Raw genomic sequence first — 16,001 nt, forward strand, 5'->3', positions numbered from 1 at the left:
TCGATGACGTACGTTTACGGCTTGGCAACAAATCCAATAGCTTCATACACAGCTTTCAGCGTTTGTGCAGCACGCGCGCTGGCTTTTTCTGCACCGTCTTTCATTACTTTCTGCAGGAAGGCTTCATCGTTACGGAAACGGTGATAGCGTTCCTGGAGTTCGGTCAGCATGCCGGAGACGGCTTCTGCGACTTCCCCCTTCAGATGACCATACATCTTGCCTTCAAAGTGCTGCTCCAGTTCAGGAATGCTCTGACCGGTCACGGCAGAGAGAATATCCAGCAGGTTGGCGACACCCGCTTTATTCTGCACATCGTAGCGTACAACAGGCGGCTCATCGGAATCCGTCATGGCGCGTTTGATCTTCTTCACCACAGATTTCGGATCTTCCAGCAGGCCGATCACGTTATTACGGTTGTCATCCGACTTAGACATTTTCTTCGTCGGCTCCAGCAGGGACATCACGCGCGCACCGGACTTCGGAATAAACGGCTCCGGCACTTTAAAGATATCGCCATACAGTGCGTTAAAACGCTGGGCGACATCACGGCTCAGCTCCAAATGCTGTTTCTGATCTTCCCCTACTGGTACCAGGTTGGTCTGGTACAGCAGAATATCGGCAGCCATCAGTACCGGGTAGTCGAACAGACCGGCATTGATGTTCTCTGCATAACGTGCGGATTTATCTTTGAACTGGGTCATTCGGCTCAGTTCACCGAAATAGGTGTAGCAGTTCAGTGCCCAGCCTAACTGTGCATGTTCCGGCACATGCGACTGTACGAAGATGGTGCTTTTTTCAGGATCGATACCGCACGCCAGGTACAGCGCCAGCGTATCCAGAGTTGCTTTACGCAGTTGCTGGGCATCCTGACGAACGGTGATAGCATGTTGGTCAACGATGCAATAGATGCAATGGTAGTCATCCTGCATGCTCACCCACTGACGCAGCGCACCCATATAGTTGCCAATGGTCAATTCACCTGAGGGCTGTGCGCCACTAAAAACGATGGGCTTAGTCATTTTTTGATTCCTGATTTTCGCTATGCGGAAGCCCGAGAGCGGGCAGTAGTTCATTAATACGCTCGGATATGACGTCAGGCTGGCTCAGCGCAATTGACTCACCATAGTTATAGCCATAAGTCAGGCCAACGGATGGGCAGCCAGCGGCTTTTGCCGCCTGAATATCATTACGAGAATCCCCAACAAAGAGCAATTGCTCAGGTCTGATGCCAAGCTTGCTTGCTACCAACAGCAGCGGGTCCGGATGCGGTTTTTTGTTCTGTACGTCATCACCACCGATGACCACACTAAAATATTTGGCAATATCCAGCGCATCAAGTAACGGCGCGACAAACGGCGTCGGTTTATTGGTCACCAGACCCAGCGGCAATCCGTTGGCATGCAGTGCGCCCAACGTGTCGGCTACATCAGGGAACAGGAACGTCCCCTCTTCGGCGACATCGCCGTAATATCTGTCGAACAGCTTGCGCAGAATTCGCACCTGTTCCGCAGTGGGAATATCGTCATCAACAGGCGGTTTGCCCATCGTTTTACGTAAGGTCGCACGCTCCTGACGGGACCAGGCAAGCGCACGTTCCATCAACACATCGGCACCATTACCAATCCAGGTAATGACACGCTCTTCACCCGCTACCGGTAGCTCCAGCGCATACAGCGCCATATCTACCGCGGCGGTTAATCCCGGCGCACTGTCAACCAGCGTGCCGTCGAGGTCAAATGCTACGCCCCGAATGTCCTGAAATTTATCCATGACTTACCTTCGCCAGTTCATTGCGCATTTCATCAATGACTTTTTTGTAGTCCGGTTGGTCGAAAATCGCGGAGCCTGCGACAAACATATCCGCACCGGCAGCCGCGATTTCACCAATGTTGTTCACCTTGACGCCGCCATCCACTTCCAGACGGATGTCATAGCCAGACTCATCAATACGACGACGGACTTCGCGTAGTTTATCCAGCGTTTGCGGGATAAAGGACTGTCCACCAAAACCTGGGTTAACAGACATCAGCAGGATCACATCCAGCTTATCCATGACATAGTCCAGATAGCTCAGCGGCGTAGCCGGGTTGAACACCAGCCCCGCTTTACAGCCATTCTCTTTGATCAGTTGCAAAGTGCGATCGACGTGTTCGGAGGCTTCCGGGTGAAAAGTAATGATGCTGGCACCGGCCGCTGCGAAATCAGGGACAATTCGATCAACTGGCTTCACCATCAGATGAACATCAATCGGAGCGGTGATCCCATATTTACGCAGCGATTTCAGTACCATCGGGCCGATGGTCAGGTTCGGCACGTAGTGGTTATCCATGACGTCGAAGTGAACGACATCAGCACCCGCCGTCAGTGCTTTCGCGGTGTCCTCACCCAGGCGGGCAAAATCAGCCGACAGAATTGAGGGGGCAATCAAATACTGTTTCATCCGCTTCTCCTTGAGAATTATTTTTTCGCAGGCGTTGCGACTCCTGGTTTGTATAGCGCCAGCAGTTCGTTCACCTTTTTACGTGTGCCGCCGTTGCTACTTATACTGCGCCGCACTTTGACCTGAAAATGTTTCGCCGCTCGATACCATTCACGGGTATCCGGCGTGTCATGATTCGAAATTAACACCGGGATCTGCTTACTGACCAGCTTTTCTGCCATCTCGGCCAGATGCGCCTGCTCTTTCGGGCTAAAGCTGTTGGTATGATACGCGGTGAAATTTGCCGTCGCCGAGAGCGGTGCATATGGCGGGTCACAGTAGACCACAGAGTTGGTATCCGCACGATCCATGCACTCTTCATAGGAGAGGCAATGGAACTCTGCATTTTGCGCTTTTTCGGCAAAATGGTACAACTCGGCTTCCGGGAAGTAGGGTTTTTTATAACGACCAAAGGGGACGTTAAACTCACCGCGCAGGTTATAACGGCATAACCCGTTATAGCCAAAACGGTTGAGATATAAAAACAACACTGCACGTCGGAACGAGTCCTGGCAGGCATTAAATTCTTCCCGGAGCTGGTAGTACACCTCAGCCTGATTCGTTTCAGGCATAAACAGCTCACGTGAAGCCTGCACATACTCATCGGTACGCGTCTTCACGATGTTATAGAGACTGATCAGGTCGCTGTTGATATCGGCAAGAATATAACGAGAAAAGTCGGTGTTGAGAAACACCGACCCGGCACCCACGAAGGGTTCAATCAGGCACTCACCCTGAGGTAAATGCCGTTTGATATCATCAAGCAGGGGGTATTTCCCCCCTGCCCATTTCAAAAAAGCGCGATTTTTTTTCATGCTGACTAACTAATTACACCTTCTCCGGCTGTGGAGAAAGCTCCGACAGCATCCTGCGCTTTAGTCTTTGTCCCGCAATTGGGCGAAACAGCAAACCATTGCAGAACATATCCTATCTTACTTCAAATCGGCCTGAACCTGGTGCAGCGGTTTTGCCCACGGATTTTTCGCCTGAATGTCGGCGGGTAACGTAGACACTGCACGTTTCGCATCTTCTTTAGACGCATACACGCCCGTCACCAGAACATACCACGGTTGACCATTACGCGTCGTCTGGTACACCACGTAGTTCTTCAGGTTCTCTTTTTTCGCCCAACCATTCAGGTTGTCGTAGTTAGAGGAACTGCTGAGCTGCAGCGTGTAGTGACTGGATGGGGCTGATTTTAACGCACCAACATTCCCTGCACTTTTCGCACCACCAGCAACCGGTGTTGCTGTCGTTGGTGCAGGTGTTGCAGTCTGCTGAGCTGGCGCGGTGCTTGCCGTTGCTTTTGGCTCAGTTGACGCTTTCGGTGTCGCGGTTACCACTGGCGCTTTCGTTGTTGTCGTCGGCGCGGTCGCGGTCACAGTCGGTTTCGCCTGAGCGACAGGTTTCGGCTCTGCTGGCGTCGCTCTTACCGTGGTCTGCGGCTTGCTCTTCGGCTCAATAACAGCCTGTTTGCGTTCCTGATGTGCAGCTGCTGTACGTTCTGCTGGCTCAGTCTTCGCAGTCTGACGCCCTGCATTACCATTGCGAACTGGCGCTACGGTAGCAGGTTCAGTTGGCAGCGTAGAGTTGACTACGACGTTGTTAACCTGTGCCTGACCTTGCGGCTGCGTCAGCGCATTGTTCAGATCGCCCTGAACTTCAACGCGCTGCTGACCTTCTGCTGTGGCAGGTGCCTGGCCTTGAGTCGGGGTAGAGGAAATCGGCGGCAGAGAAACATCCTGCTGCGTATTACCAGCGGTCTGCTCAGCACCCGTCGCAGGCATTGTGGTGTTCGCCTGATCCGTCGCATTGCTGCCAGAAAGATCGATGCTCTTCTCACCAGACGCAGCCTGCTCGCTGGAAGAGGAAGATGAGGGGGCCTTCAGTGCGGAACCGATACCGACAATCAGCAGCAGCAGTACCAGAACACCCACACCCATCATAATGTACTGACGGGAGGCTGGTTTACTGACCGCTTTTTTACGCTTGCGTGGGCGACGTTCTACACGTTCTTCATCCACAACATCGTCATCAGATTCATAGTCTTCTTCAATGTCCTGCTCTTCATCACGCTCTTTACGTGCCCGCGCAGGACGGCGATCGTCGGCATCCAGATCAACATCATCAAAATTGATTTGTGGCTCATTATCGCGTTCAGACGATTGACGAGAACGACCAGTACGACGATCGCTGGGATCGGGTTTCAGCTCGTCTTCTGGTTTGAATTCATCCATTTAACACCCCACTCAAAGGTTAATGCTTACGACTTTGCACATAACCTGAAGCTAAAAGACTTACGCTTTACAACGCAAGCCTGACCTTTCTTGTTGTTACGCCTGCTGGCAATCAGCAATCGCGTTAAGAACCACCTCATGCGACACTCCGCCGCGTACTTCACTCTTCCCTATTGCCTGCGGAAGTACTAAACGAATATCTCCCGCCAACACTTTTTTATCTCGCTGCATGTGCGGCAAATAAGCCTGTGCAGACATTTCACGCGGCCCATTCACCGGTAAACCTGCGCGCTGCAACAGCGTAATAATGCGCTGCGTTTCAGCGGAGGTAAACTGGCCCAAACGTTCTGACGTGCGGGCAGCCATTACCATACCTGCTGCGACGGCTTCACCATGTAACCAATTGCCATAACCCATTTCAGCTTCGATAGCATGGCCAAACGTGTGTCCCAGATTCAGTAAAGCACGTAAGCCCATTTCTCGCTCGTCCGCTGCGACAACTTCTGCTTTCAGCTCACAACAACGGCGAATACAGTACGCCATTGCCGGACCATCCAGACGTAATAATGCGTCCAGATTGTCTTCCAGCCAGCTGAAAAATTCACCGTCAAGGATGATGCCGTATTTGATCACTTCCGCCAGGCCCGATGCCAATTCACGCGCAGGAAGCGTTTTCAGGCAGTCGAGATCCACCACCACGGAGGCCGGTTGGTAAAACGCGCCAATCATGTTTTTACCGAGGGGATGGTTTACGGCGGTTTTACCGCCTACGGAGGAGTCAACCTGCGACAACAGCGTTGTCGGGACTTGAATAAAACGAACACCACGCTGATAGCTGGCTGCTGCAAAACCGGTAAGATCGCCAATCACGCCGCCGCCAAGTGCGACCAGCGTGGTATCACGACCATGCGGTTTTTGCAGTAACGCAGTGAAGACCGTATCCAGAACCGTCAGGCTTTTATACTGCTCGCCATCGGGAAGGATAACGCTATCAACGTTAACACCCGCCTGTTCAAGTACGCCGCGAACCTTATCGAGATAAAGGGGAGCCAGGGTTTCGTTGGTCACCAACATAACCTGATCGCCCGATTTCAGCGGTAAGAATGAAGCTGGCTCATTAAACAAACCAGCCGCGATGGTGATAGGGTAACTACGTTCCCCGAGAGTGACTGTAATCCTCTCCATTACGCGACATCCACCTTAGTTACTTGTACCCGCAGACGAGTGTGTATTCAGCCAGAATTAGTTGCTTTCCAACATATGAATAATCTGGTTTGCTACGACCTTCGCGCTCTGATCGTCGGTGCGAATGGTCACATCAGCAATCTCTTCATACAGAGGATTGCGTTCGTCAGCCAATGCTTCCAGAACCTCACGCGGCGGCGATTCTACCTGCAGCAGCGGGCGTTTCTTGTCACGTTGAGTACGTGCAAGTTGTTTTTCAATTGTCGTTTCAAGATAGACCACGACGCCACGCGCGGAAAGACGGTTACGTGTTTCACGTGATTTTACAGAGCCACCGCCAGTTGCCAGCACAATACCCTGTTTTTCCGTCAACTCGTTGATGACTTTTTCTTCGCGATCACGGAAGCCGTCTTCACCTTCTACATCGAAGACCCAGCCCACATCAGCTCCGGTTCGTTTCTCAATCTCTTGATCAGAATCGTAAAATTCCATATTGAGTTGTTGAGCTAACTGGCGCCCAATAGTGCTTTTTCCGGCACCCATAGGCCCAACCAGAAAGATATTGCGTTTCTCTGCCATTTTTTCGGTACTACTAAGACTATTCGTTAATGGTAAACCCGCTTCGCAGACACTCGGCGCAGCAGGACATGAACTGAAACCTCATAAGATATTGCGAGAGTCAGACTGAAAATTATCTCAATACTCAAGCGGGTTTGGCAACTGAATAAATCACCAAACCTTACGCATTTCTGGTCGTGGCAGGCATGCTACCCTGCAAACATCTGACCTGACGACGAGTCGTGTAGCCAAATGACGCCAAATAAGCCTATGACACACCACCGGAAAGGCGAAGCGTATTCACTGCTGCATAAGTAAAGAAAAGTCCCGACACTCAAATCGGTACTCCTTGTATGCTAAATACACCCGCACGTCAAATCCCTGAAACGTGTTCATCGCAAAAACAACGGGGTTTCATGCATAAGTTATTCTGTTGAGACCAGTCTGGGCGTGATAAAAACCACTAACTCTCGCCGCTCATCTTCTTTACCATCATGACGAAAAAAATGGCCTAGCAAAGGAATGTCGCCGAGTAACGGCACACTGTCAGCTGCTGATTTATTTTTATGTGAAAAAATCCCGCCCAACGCGATCGTTTCACCACTCTTAACCTCCACCAGGGTTTCAATTTCCTGCTTATCGATGGCCAGCACTTCGCCATCCGCTTGCTGTAGCACCTGTCCGGGAACATTCTGGCTAATATGCAGTTTCAGTCTGATCCGCCCTTTCTGCAGTACTGTTGGCGTTACTTCCATCCCCAGCACCGCTTCTTTAAATTCGACAGACGTTGCGCCGCTTTCACCACTGGAGACCTGATACGGGATTTCACTGCCCTGCTTAATACTGGCAGGTTGCAGATGAGAAGCCAGTAATCGAGGGCTGGCGATGATATCGAGCTGCTGTTTTTGCTCCAGTGCAGACAACTCAAGCTCCAGCAAACGACCATTAATGCGGCCAATATTAAATCCCACCCGCGATGTTGCAGTAGACACCGAAAGATCGCTGGCCAGCGTGGTGACATTCCCCACCTCCCCTGGCTGCTGTGCATCTGCCAGCGACCACTTCACCCCCAGCTCACGCAAACTTTTTTCATTAATCGTGACGATGTGCGCCGCCAGTTCGACCTGTTCAACGGGCAAGTCCATTTGCGCCACCCACTGTTCCAGTATGTTTAGCGCAACCGCGTTGTCACGCAGCAGCAGGCGGTTGGTACGCTTATCGACCGTTATACTTCCTTTAGTACTCAGCAGTTTTTCACCAGCTTTTGCCAACTCAGTGGCATCCGCGTATAGCAAAATTATGTTGCGCTGTTCCAGCGGTAAACTGGCCTGAATCCGCGCTTGTTCACTCTCCAGGCGGGCTGCATTTTCGTTTTGCCAGCGTACAGTATGCACATACAGAATATTTCCCTCCTGGCGTAACACCAGTCCGGCGCTTTTTACCACCGTCTGCAATGCCTGTTTCCACGGCACATCCGTCAAATGCAATGACAGCGTACCGTTCACATCCGGTGACACCACCAGATTTTTCTTCTCCTGCATCGCCAGCGCCTGCAGCACCTGTACAACGGGAACATCATCCACCACCAGCGTCACGTTTTGTGCTTTCCCGGCCAGCACGCTGGGTATAACGGTCATCAGCACGATGACTATCCATCGCTTCATTCGCCTCTCCTTGTCGTTGCCACTGCCACCGTGATGGCTCACAATCGTTCCCTGTGTCGATAGTTACGCTTTGGGCTGTCACCTGAGATACTCTCCAGATACTATTCAGAACATCTCGCTGCTCGACCCTCCGCCATTTGTGTTGACCATCCCGAATAAAACCAATTGAGCGTCCTCCCTGGATCACCGCCCCCTGATAACGCCATGCCGACAACTCAGCCATCCGGCAGAGATCCTCTGGCGGCTGAAAGGGATTGCGCATGCCGGTCAGCAGCAGCACGCTAAAACACGCGAACAGCCAGCGCTTAGTCATCATTCTGATGCTCCAGCTGTATCGTCAACAACACATCAGCATCTTCTGCACTAAGAGAAAACTGACTCGTACTCATCCCCTGTTCCGCCAGTCGGGCAAACACCTGTGGGACCGCATCCCACGCAGTTTTCAGTGCCAGTTCGCCTCCCCGTACGGAGGGCTGCCAGTGGATCAGACGTGTAAGAGAGGTTTGATATACCAATGGGGAAAAAGGAGCCGGCCTCGCTTCAGTGGGAGAAAAGGGTTTCCCAACCGATGACGCCAACAGATACAAATTGCGCCATTGTTCTTGAATAGCCACGCGTTGGCGGATTAATGCTGCCTGCTGCGCCTTCCGTTGCTGCTCTGCTGGATAAAAGCACAGCAGCGCAGCCGTGATCAGGACCAACATCCAGCAGCCCCAGCACAAAAGTCGAAACCGTGGCGTCTGCGCTAACCAGCTATCACAAAGCGCCTGCATGCATAACGCTCCGTATCAGACGATAGTGAAACTGCCAGCGCCCCTGCGCATCTTGTCGCGTTTCCCCTGGGCTTCCCAATTGAAACCCGGGGTGTTTACGTAGCTGCGTCTCCAGTCTATGAAGCGCAGCAACGTTCAGCGCAAGCCCTGTCAGCTCCAGCGTATCCTGCTGCCAGGTCATTCCTGTTAACCACGCCTGTTCTGGCAGCAACTCGGCCACTCCTTGTAAAACAGACTGCCAGCTTCGCATCTGTTCACGCCGTTTTTCTCTTTGTTGCGCCTGCTGCCATTGTTGTTGACGCTGTTGCAGGCGCGGCTTGAGCGCTATCAGGGTTTCAGCCCGCATTTTTTCGGCATCTGCCAACAGTAATTCGACCCGATTATCTACGCGAGAAAGCGCGTAATAACCCAACGCGATACCCACAATAGCCAGTAAAGATCCACTCAGTAACGTTCCCCACCATTGCAGACAGGCGTACCGCCGCGACTGGCGCCAGGGCAAAAGATTGATGGTCGCCGTCATCAGTACATTCCTCCCATCGCCAGCCCAAGCGCAACGGCAAAGTTGTGGCTTTCCGTAGGAATCGGTGGCTGGCGGACGGACACCACATTTAAGGGATCAAAGCCACCGGCTTCACATAGCGCAATATCCGCAGGGTAAAGAGATAATGCCGCGGCAAGCGCGCCGATATCGTCAATTTCCCCCGTCGATTTACGTCCCCATGCCGTGCGACTCGCCCAGAGCCACTGGGTATCGTCGCGCCATGCCAGACACGATTGATGCACGGGTAAATAAGGAATTAATCGCTGCAAGGCGCTGGCATCCGGCGTAATGGCCGTAACCTGTACTTTCAGGGGATGCATCAGTGTCAGGAGTGCCGATATTTCTTTGCTTTGTGCTGCAGTCACGTTGAACGCCGGGCTTAGCGCGTCTTCACTATAATCAAAATGCAGCGCACCCGGCTCCATATCCAGTTCACGAGCCATTGCCCCAGACAACCATGCCGTTTGCTCTGGTTCGCGCAGGATCATTGCAGGACGGGGCAACTTTTTTTGTAACGTCCTGTTGGCAGGAAAAGAAAGGTGGATATGGTGCCTGTACGGTAGCTCACGGCTCCACGGCTGGAGCACCGCCGCAAGCTGTTCCGGCTCACGAATGTGACCATCGACGACAACCTGATGTGCCAGCGGCATACGCCACCAGCGGTGTAGGACCCAACCGGACGCGTCACGAACGATAGCGACAGCCAGCACGTCATGTTGCTGAATATGCAGACCAATTTCCCATATACGAAAAGCCATTGCTGATGATCTCCTTATCACCCGTTGCTTCAACGGGTATATCAATGCGTCTGGCTTGCCTTTATACTACCGCGCGTTTGTTTATAAACTGCCCAAATGCCACTAAATGGGAAATCTCCAGTGAAGTTCGTAAAGTATTTATTAATCCTTGCAGTATGTTGCATCCTGCTGGGAGCAGGCTCGATCTATGGCCTCTATCGCTATATCGAGCCACAATTACCTGACGTCGCGACGCTAAAAGATGTGCGTCTGCAGATCCCAATGCAGGTTTACAGTGCTGACGGCGAACTCATCGCGCAATATGGCGAGAAACGTCGAATTCCGGTCACACTGGATCAAATGCCGCCGGTAATGGTTAAAGCCTTTATCGCTACAGAAGACAGCCGCTTCTATGAGCACCACGGGGTGGACCCGGTGGGGATCTTCCGTGCAGCCAGCGTCGCATTGTTCTCCGGCCACGCCTCACAAGGGGCAAGTACCATTACCCAGCAGTTGGCAAGAAACTTCTTCCTGAGTCCGGAACGTACGCTGATGCGTAAGATTAAAGAAGTGTTCCTGGCTATCCGTATTGAGCAATTGCTGAGTAAAGACGAGATCCTCGAGCTTTATCTGAACAAGATCTACCTGGGGTATCGCGCCTATGGCGTGGGTGCTGCCGCGCAGGTCTATTTCGGGAAGACAGTTGATCAACTCAGCTTAAGTGAAATCGCGGTGATCGCCGGTCTGCCAAAAGCGCCCTCGACCTTCAACCCGCTCTATTCGATGGACCGGGCAACTGCGCGACGTAACGTTGTACTGTCGCGTATGTTGAGCGAAAACTACATCACCCAGGCCCAATACGATCAGGCGCGTAGTGAAGCGATCGATGCCAACTATCACGCGCCGGAAATCGCTTTCTCAGCACCTTATCTGTCTGAGATGGTGCGCCAGGAGATGTATAACCGCTATGGCGAGAAAGCCTATGAAGACGGGTATCGCATCACCACCACCATTACGCGCAAAGTCCAGCAGGCCGCCCAGCAGGCGGTACGTAACAACGTCATGGATTACGACATGCGCCACGGCTACCGCGGCCCATCAAACGTCCTGTGGAAAGTCGGTGAAGCCAGTTGGGATAGCAAGAAAATCACCGATACGCTAAAAGCGCTACCGACCTATGGTCCACTGCTGCCCGCGGTTGTCACCAGCGCCAACCCGCAGGAAGCGATCGCTGCGTTGGCAGATGGAACATCGGTCTCATTACGTATGGAAGGTATGCGCTGGGCGCGTCCTTATCGTTCCGATACACAACAAGGCCCGACGCCACGTAAAGTCACCGATGTGGTTCAGGCCGGTCAGCAAATCTGGGTTCGCCAGGTTGGCGACGCCTGGTGGCTGGCACAAGTGCCGGACGTTAACTCCGCACTGGTTTCGATTAATCCGCAAAACGGCGCAGTGCTGGCACTGGTGGGTGGTTTTGATTTCAACCAGAGCAAATTTAACCGTGCGACCCAGGCATTACGCCAGGTGGGTTCGAACATCAAACCCTTCCTCTATACCGCTGCGATGGATAAAGGCCTGACGCTGGCAAGTATGCTGAATGACGTACCGATTTCCCGTTGGGATGCCGGTGCAGGTTCTGACTGGCAGCCGAAAAACTCACCGCCGCAATATGCTGGCCCGATCCGCTTACGTCAGGGGCTGGGTCAGTCGAAAAACGTGGTGATGGTTCGTGCCATGCGCGCAATGGGTGTGGATTACGCGGCAGAGTATCTGCAACGTTTCGGCTTCCCGGCACAAAACATTGTGCATACTGAATCACTGGCGCTGGGTTCAGCCTCGTTCACTCCGCTGCAGGTTGCTCGCGGTTACGCGGTAATGGCGAACGGTGGATTCCTGGTCGACCCGTATTTCATCAGTAAGATTGAAAGCGATATGGGTGGCGTTATCTTTGAGGCGAAGCCAAAAATTGCCTGCCCGGAATGTGATATCCCGGTGATTTATGGCGATACGCAGAAGTCTAACGTGCTGGAAAACAGTAACGTCGAAGATGTTGCTGTATCTCAGGAACAACAGAACGCCGCCGTGCCAATGCCACAGCTGGAACAAGCTAACCAGGCGCTGGTCGCACAAAGCGGAACGCAAGAATACGCACCACACGTCATCAACACGCCGCTGGCTTTCCTGATCAAGAGCGCATTGAACACCAATATCTTTGGTGAACCAGGCTGGATGGGAACCGGCTGGCGTGCAGGACGTGATTTACAACGCCATGACATCGGTGGAAAAACCGGGACAACCAACAGCTCGAAAGATGCCTGGTTCTCCGGCTATGGCCCAGGGGTTGTGACCTCGGTATGGATCGGGTTTGATGATCATCGTCGCGATCTCGGACATACGACGGCATCCGGCGCGATCAAAGACCAAATCTCCGGCTACGAAGGCGGTGCGAAGAGCGCACAACCTGCGTGGGATGCCTACATGAAGAGTGTATTAGAAGGTGTCCCTGAGCAGCCGCTGACACCGCCACCGGGGATCGTTACAGTCAATATCGATCGTAGCACCGGCCAACTGGCGAACGGTGGTAACAGCCGTGCAGAGTATTTCATCGAAGGTACTCAGCCAACGCAACAGGCAGTGCATGAGGTGGGGACCACCATTATCGATAATGGTGAAACGCACGAACTGTTCTGATCAAAAAAAGGCGCTTCGGCGCCTTTTTTATTGCGAGCGTATTACCACGCCATCCTGTTCAGCCTACAGCCGCCCTTGCCCTTTCAGCCATTCGCGTACCAGGAACAGCGCACTGACATTACGCGCTTCGTGGAAGTCAGGGTCTTCTAACAGATCCATCAAATGCGCCAGCGGCCAGCGCACCTGCGGCAATGGCTCAGGCTCATCACCTTCCAGCGACTCAGGATAAAGATCCTCTGCGACCACAATATTCATCTTGCTGGAGAAATAGGAAGGCGCCATGCTGAGTTTTTTCAAAAACGTCAGATCCTTCGCACCGTATCCCACTTCTTCTTTCAGTTCCCGGTTAGCCGCTTCAAACACGCTTTCACCCGGATCGATTAACCCTTTGGAAAAACCAAGCTCGTAGGATTCGGTTCCGACCGCATATTCGCGAATGAGGATCAGGTGGTCATCCACAATCGGCACAATCATTACCGCTTCGCGCGTGGATGGGCGCATACGCTCATAAACACGACGTACGCCGTTGCTGAACTCAAGGTCCACGCTTTCGACTTTAAACAGCCGGGATTGTGCGACGGTTTCCACTTTCAAAATCGTGGGTTTTTGTAATGATTTGCTCATCATGAGGATCTTTGCTGTGAAATCTGGGGTTATTGTGCGATATACAGCACGGTTTCGGCAATGTGAATTGCCGTTTATTTACATTTATGTAACGTACTAAAAGTTAATCCCTATTTCAAATTAAAAGTCAATAGGTTGAAATAACTCCAGGAATTTGCTGATATTCCATTTTTGGTGATTTTGCTATTATTCGCATTTATTGGGCTGTACTTAAAGATGCTCAAGTTCAACTCCACACTTGCCGATAGCCAACCACAGAATCACGAATATTGAACAGGGTGCGACTGACCACGCCTGACAGACTAAGTAAGATGGGGAAAGCATGAGCACCATTCTGATTTTTTTAGCTGCTTTGCTGGCCTGCTCATTGCTTGCAGGGTGGCGATTCAGATCAAAATTCAGACAACAAAAATTACCGTTAAGCAACGTCTTCTCTGACGCGTCTAAGCGTAAACTCACACCCGAAGAACGTGGTGCGGTCGAAAACTATCTCGAAAACCTCAGTCAAATTCAGCAGGTGCCTGGCCCAACAGGTGCCAGTTCGGCACCGATATCGTTAACCCTGAATGCCCAAAGTAATAGCGTCATCGTACTGACGCATTCAATTACGCGCTATGGCATCACCACCGACGATCCGAACAAATGGCGCTACTATCTCGACTCCGTCGAAGTACATTTGCCTCCCTTCTGGGAACAATACATCAATGATGAAAACAGCGTTGAGCTGATCCACACCAATACGCTGCCGCTGGTTATCTCGTTAAACGGTCACACGCTGAAAGAGTATATGCAGGAAGCGCGCGGCTACGCCCTACAGCACACCGCATCGACTCAGGCATCTATTCGTGGTGAAGAAAGCGAGCAGATCGAACTGCTGAATATTCGCCAGGAAACGCATGAAGAATTTGCGCTCAGCCGCCCGACGGGCCTGCGTGAAGCATCGCTAATCGCCATATCGTTCCTGTTATTCTTTTTCTGTTTAATCATGCCAGACGCGTTCGTACCGTGGACCGCCGGTGGGGCGGTGTTGCTGCTGGCTGCGGGTCTGTGGGGCCTGTTTGCACCGCCGTCTAAAACGGCCCTACGAGAAATCCACTGTCTGCGTGGCACTCCACGTCGCTGGGGGCTGTTTGGTGAAAACGATCAGGAGCAAATTAATAATATCTCGCTGGGCATTATTGACCTGATTTATCCACCACACTGGCAGCCTTACATTGCACAGGACCTTGGCCAGCAAACGGATATTGATATCTATCTGGATCGCCATGTTGTCCGCCAGGGGCGTTTTTTATCTTTGCATGACGAGGTGAAAAACTTTCCGTTGCAACACTGGCTACGCAGCGCCGTCATTGCCGGCGGTTCGTTGCTGGTATTGCTAATGCTGCTGTTTTGGGTCCCGTTGGATATGCCGATTAAACTTACGCTTTCCTGGATGAAAGGGGCGCAAACTATCGAGGCCACCAGCGTTAAGCAACTGGAAAAGGCGGGCGTTCGCGTGGGTGACACGCTGCATCTGAGTGGCACGGGGATGTGTAATATCCACACTCAGGGGAGCTGGAACGCACAACCCGCGACACCTTTTATGCCTTTTGATTGTTCGCAGATTCTCTGGAATGACGCGCGCGCCCTACCGCTGCCCGAATCTGACCTGGTCAATAAAGCGACTGCGCTGACCCAAAGTGTTAATCGCCAACTGCACCCCAAACCCGACGATGACTCTCGCGTCAGCTCATCGTTACGCTCAGCCATTCAGAAGTCCGGCATGGTGTTGCTGGATGATTTTGGCGATATTGTCCTGAAAACCGCCGATCTGTGTGCCGCCAAAGATGAATGCGTACGCCTGAAAAATGCCCTGGTTAACCTGGGTAACAGTAAGGACTGGAACGCTCTGGTTAAGCGAGCAAACGCCGGGAAACTGGATGGTGTGAATGTGCTGTTGCGCCCGGTCAGCGCCGAATCACTGGATAACCTGGTGAATACCTCTACGGCACCGTTCATTTCACGCGAGACCGCCCGGGCCGCTCAGGCACTGAATAGCCCTGCCCCCGGTGGTTTCCTGATTATCAGTGACGAAGGCAGCGACCTGGTTGATCAGCCCTGGCCGGCGACCTCGCTGTACGACTATCCGCCACAAGAACAATGGAACGCCTTCCAGCGCCTTGCCCAGATGCTTATGCAAACGCCATTTCGTGCTGAAGGGATTGTCACCAACATCTCGACCGACGCCAACGGCACCCGGCACATTGGCCTGCACCGAATCCCGGATCGTTCAGGTTTATGGCGTTATCTTGGCACCACGCTGCTGATGCTCTCCATGCTGGGATGCGCTATCTACAACAGCGTTCAGGCATTCAGACGCTACCAGCGTCATCGTTCCCGCATCACGGAAATTCAGGAATATTACGAGAGTTGCCTGAATCCAACGCTGATTGAAGACCCGGAAAGCCTGATTCGATAACACGCCCGCGCGACGGAATATGCTACCCTGTCGCGCATCTTGTTTTCC

General features: G+C 52.5%; 15 protein-coding genes. 2 read left to right on the forward strand and 13 right to left on the reverse strand.

Annotated features, from left to right (window positions below; translation table 11 throughout):
- Positions 1 to 14: 14 nt before the first annotated feature.
- The 12 genes from trpS to OGX95_RS13790 all read right to left on the reverse strand — a co-directional run bounded on the left by trpS (position 15) and on the right by OGX95_RS13790 (position 10,198).
- Entirely contained in the window at positions 15 to 1,019 is a 1,005-nt protein-coding gene (trpS, locus tag OGX95_RS13735) for a tryptophan--tRNA ligase (protein WP_286629814.1), read from the reverse strand.
- Positions 1,012 to 1,770: a phosphoglycolate phosphatase gene (gph, locus tag OGX95_RS13740; RefSeq protein ID WP_286629815.1), complete on the reverse strand. Its 759-nt coding sequence runs from the start codon at positions 1,768 to 1,770 to the stop codon at positions 1,012 to 1,014. The genes trpS and gph overlap by 8 nt, the downstream gene beginning before the upstream one ends.
- A complete protein-coding gene (rpe, locus tag OGX95_RS13745) occupies positions 1,763 to 2,440 on the reverse strand; it encodes a ribulose-phosphate 3-epimerase (protein WP_271454324.1) in 678 nt (225 codons plus the stop codon). Before rpe ends, gph begins: the two co-directional genes overlap by 8 nt.
- A 17-nt stretch (positions 2,441 to 2,457) precedes the next feature.
- Positions 2,458 to 3,294, reverse strand: coding sequence for an adenine-specific DNA-methyltransferase (dam, locus tag OGX95_RS13750; RefSeq protein WP_286629817.1), 837 nt, complete (start codon positions 3,292 to 3,294; stop codon positions 2,458 to 2,460).
- Positions 3,295 to 3,411: 117 nt separating this feature from the next.
- Positions 3,412 to 4,716, reverse strand: coding sequence for a cell division protein DamX (damX, locus tag OGX95_RS13755; protein WP_286629818.1), 1,305 nt, complete (start codon positions 4,714 to 4,716; stop codon positions 3,412 to 3,414).
- A gap of 96 nt (positions 4,717 to 4,812) precedes the next feature.
- Positions 4,813 to 5,901: a 3-dehydroquinate synthase gene (aroB, locus tag OGX95_RS13760; protein ID WP_286629819.1), complete on the reverse strand. Its 1,089-nt coding sequence runs from the start codon at positions 5,899 to 5,901 to the stop codon at positions 4,813 to 4,815.
- 57 nt (positions 5,902 to 5,958) lie between these two features.
- A complete protein-coding gene (gene aroK, locus OGX95_RS13765; RefSeq protein WP_003023552.1) occupies positions 5,959 to 6,480 on the reverse strand; it encodes a shikimate kinase AroK in 522 nt (173 codons plus the stop codon).
- Positions 6,481 to 6,884: 404 nt separating this feature from the next.
- Positions 6,885 to 8,123: a DNA uptake porin HofQ gene (hofQ, locus tag OGX95_RS13770; RefSeq protein ID WP_286629820.1), complete on the reverse strand. Its 1,239-nt coding sequence runs from the start codon at positions 8,121 to 8,123 to the stop codon at positions 6,885 to 6,887.
- Positions 8,035 to 8,439: a HofP DNA utilization family protein gene (locus OGX95_RS13775; protein ID WP_286629821.1), complete on the reverse strand. Its 405-nt coding sequence runs from the start codon at positions 8,437 to 8,439 to the stop codon at positions 8,035 to 8,037. Before OGX95_RS13775 ends, hofQ begins: the two co-directional genes overlap by 89 nt.
- Positions 8,429 to 8,827 (reverse strand): HofO family protein, encoded by a 399-nt coding sequence (locus OGX95_RS13780; protein ID WP_286629822.1) that lies wholly within the window; start codon positions 8,825 to 8,827, stop codon positions 8,429 to 8,431. Before OGX95_RS13780 ends, OGX95_RS13775 begins: the two co-directional genes overlap by 11 nt.
- Positions 8,828 to 8,879: 52 nt before the next feature.
- Complete coding sequence (locus OGX95_RS13785) at positions 8,880 to 9,419, reverse strand: PilN domain-containing protein (protein WP_286629823.1); 540 nt, start codon at positions 9,417 to 9,419, stop codon at positions 8,880 to 8,882.
- Positions 9,419 to 10,198 (reverse strand): type IV pilus biogenesis protein PilM, encoded by a 780-nt coding sequence (locus OGX95_RS13790; RefSeq protein WP_286629824.1) that lies wholly within the window; start codon positions 10,196 to 10,198, stop codon positions 9,419 to 9,421. The genes OGX95_RS13785 and OGX95_RS13790 overlap by 1 nt, the downstream gene beginning before the upstream one ends.
- Positions 10,199 to 10,318: 120 nt before the next feature.
- Between OGX95_RS13790 and mrcA the strand changes: the two genes are divergently transcribed.
- Complete coding sequence (gene mrcA / locus OGX95_RS13795) at positions 10,319 to 12,871, forward strand: peptidoglycan glycosyltransferase/peptidoglycan DD-transpeptidase MrcA (protein ID WP_286629825.1); 2,553 nt, start codon at positions 10,319 to 10,321, stop codon at positions 12,869 to 12,871.
- A 63-nt stretch (positions 12,872 to 12,934) separates the two neighbouring features.
- Here mrcA and nudE read toward each other — a convergent pair whose 3' ends face one another.
- A complete protein-coding gene (gene nudE, locus OGX95_RS13800) occupies positions 12,935 to 13,495 on the reverse strand; it encodes an ADP compounds hydrolase NudE (RefSeq protein WP_115602375.1) in 561 nt (186 codons plus the stop codon).
- A gap of 322 nt (positions 13,496 to 13,817) precedes the next feature.
- Here nudE and igaA point away from each other — a divergent pair, with 322 nt between their 5' ends.
- On the forward strand, positions 13,818 to 15,953 hold the full coding sequence (gene igaA / locus OGX95_RS13805) for an intracellular growth attenuator protein IgaA (RefSeq protein ID WP_286629826.1): 2,136 nt from the start codon (positions 13,818 to 13,820) through the stop codon (positions 15,951 to 15,953).
- Positions 15,954 to 16,001: the final 48 nt, after the last annotated feature.

It is taken from the genome of Citrobacter sp. Cu233, assembly GCF_030332225.1.
In the GTDB taxonomy this organism is placed as follows: Bacteria; Pseudomonadota; Gammaproteobacteria; order Enterobacterales; family Enterobacteriaceae; genus Citrobacter.

Coding starts and splice junctions, on each gene's coding strand:
- trpS (WP_286629814.1), bottom strand. CDS start 1,019: ATGACTAAGCCCATCGTTTTTAGTGGCGCACAGCCCTCAGGTGAATTG.
- OGX95_RS13785 (WP_286629823.1), bottom strand. CDS start 9,419: ATGACGGCGACCATCAATCTTTTGCCCTGGCGCCAGTCGCGGCGGTAC.
- rpe (WP_271454324.1), bottom strand. CDS start 2,440: ATGAAACAGTATTTGATTGCCCCCTCAATTCTGTCGGCTGATTTTGCC.
- aroK (WP_003023552.1), bottom strand. CDS start 6,480: ATGGCAGAGAAACGCAATATCTTTCTGGTTGGGCCTATGGGTGCCGGA.
- damX (WP_286629818.1), bottom strand. CDS start 4,716: ATGGATGAATTCAAACCAGAAGACGAGCTGAAACCCGATCCCAGCGAT.
- OGX95_RS13780 (WP_286629822.1), bottom strand. CDS start 8,827: ATGTTGGTCCTGATCACGGCTGCGCTGCTGTGCTTTTATCCAGCAGAG.
- OGX95_RS13775 (WP_286629821.1), bottom strand. CDS start 8,439: ATGATGACTAAGCGCTGGCTGTTCGCGTGTTTTAGCGTGCTGCTGCTG.
- hofQ (WP_286629820.1), bottom strand. CDS start 8,123: ATGAAGCGATGGATAGTCATCGTGCTGATGACCGTTATACCCAGCGTG.
- gph (WP_286629815.1), bottom strand. CDS start 1,770: ATGGATAAATTTCAGGACATTCGGGGCGTAGCATTTGACCTCGACGGC.
- OGX95_RS13790 (WP_286629824.1), bottom strand. CDS start 10,198: ATGGCTTTTCGTATATGGGAAATTGGTCTGCATATTCAGCAACATGAC.
- aroB (WP_286629819.1), bottom strand. CDS start 5,901: ATGGAGAGGATTACAGTCACTCTCGGGGAACGTAGTTACCCTATCACC.
- nudE (WP_115602375.1), bottom strand. CDS start 13,495: ATGAGCAAATCATTACAAAAACCCACGATTTTGAAAGTGGAAACCGTC.
- igaA (WP_286629826.1), top strand. CDS start 13,818: ATGAGCACCATTCTGATTTTTTTAGCTGCTTTGCTGGCCTGCTCATTG.
- dam (WP_286629817.1), bottom strand. CDS start 3,294: ATGAAAAAAAATCGCGCTTTTTTGAAATGGGCAGGGGGGAAATACCCC.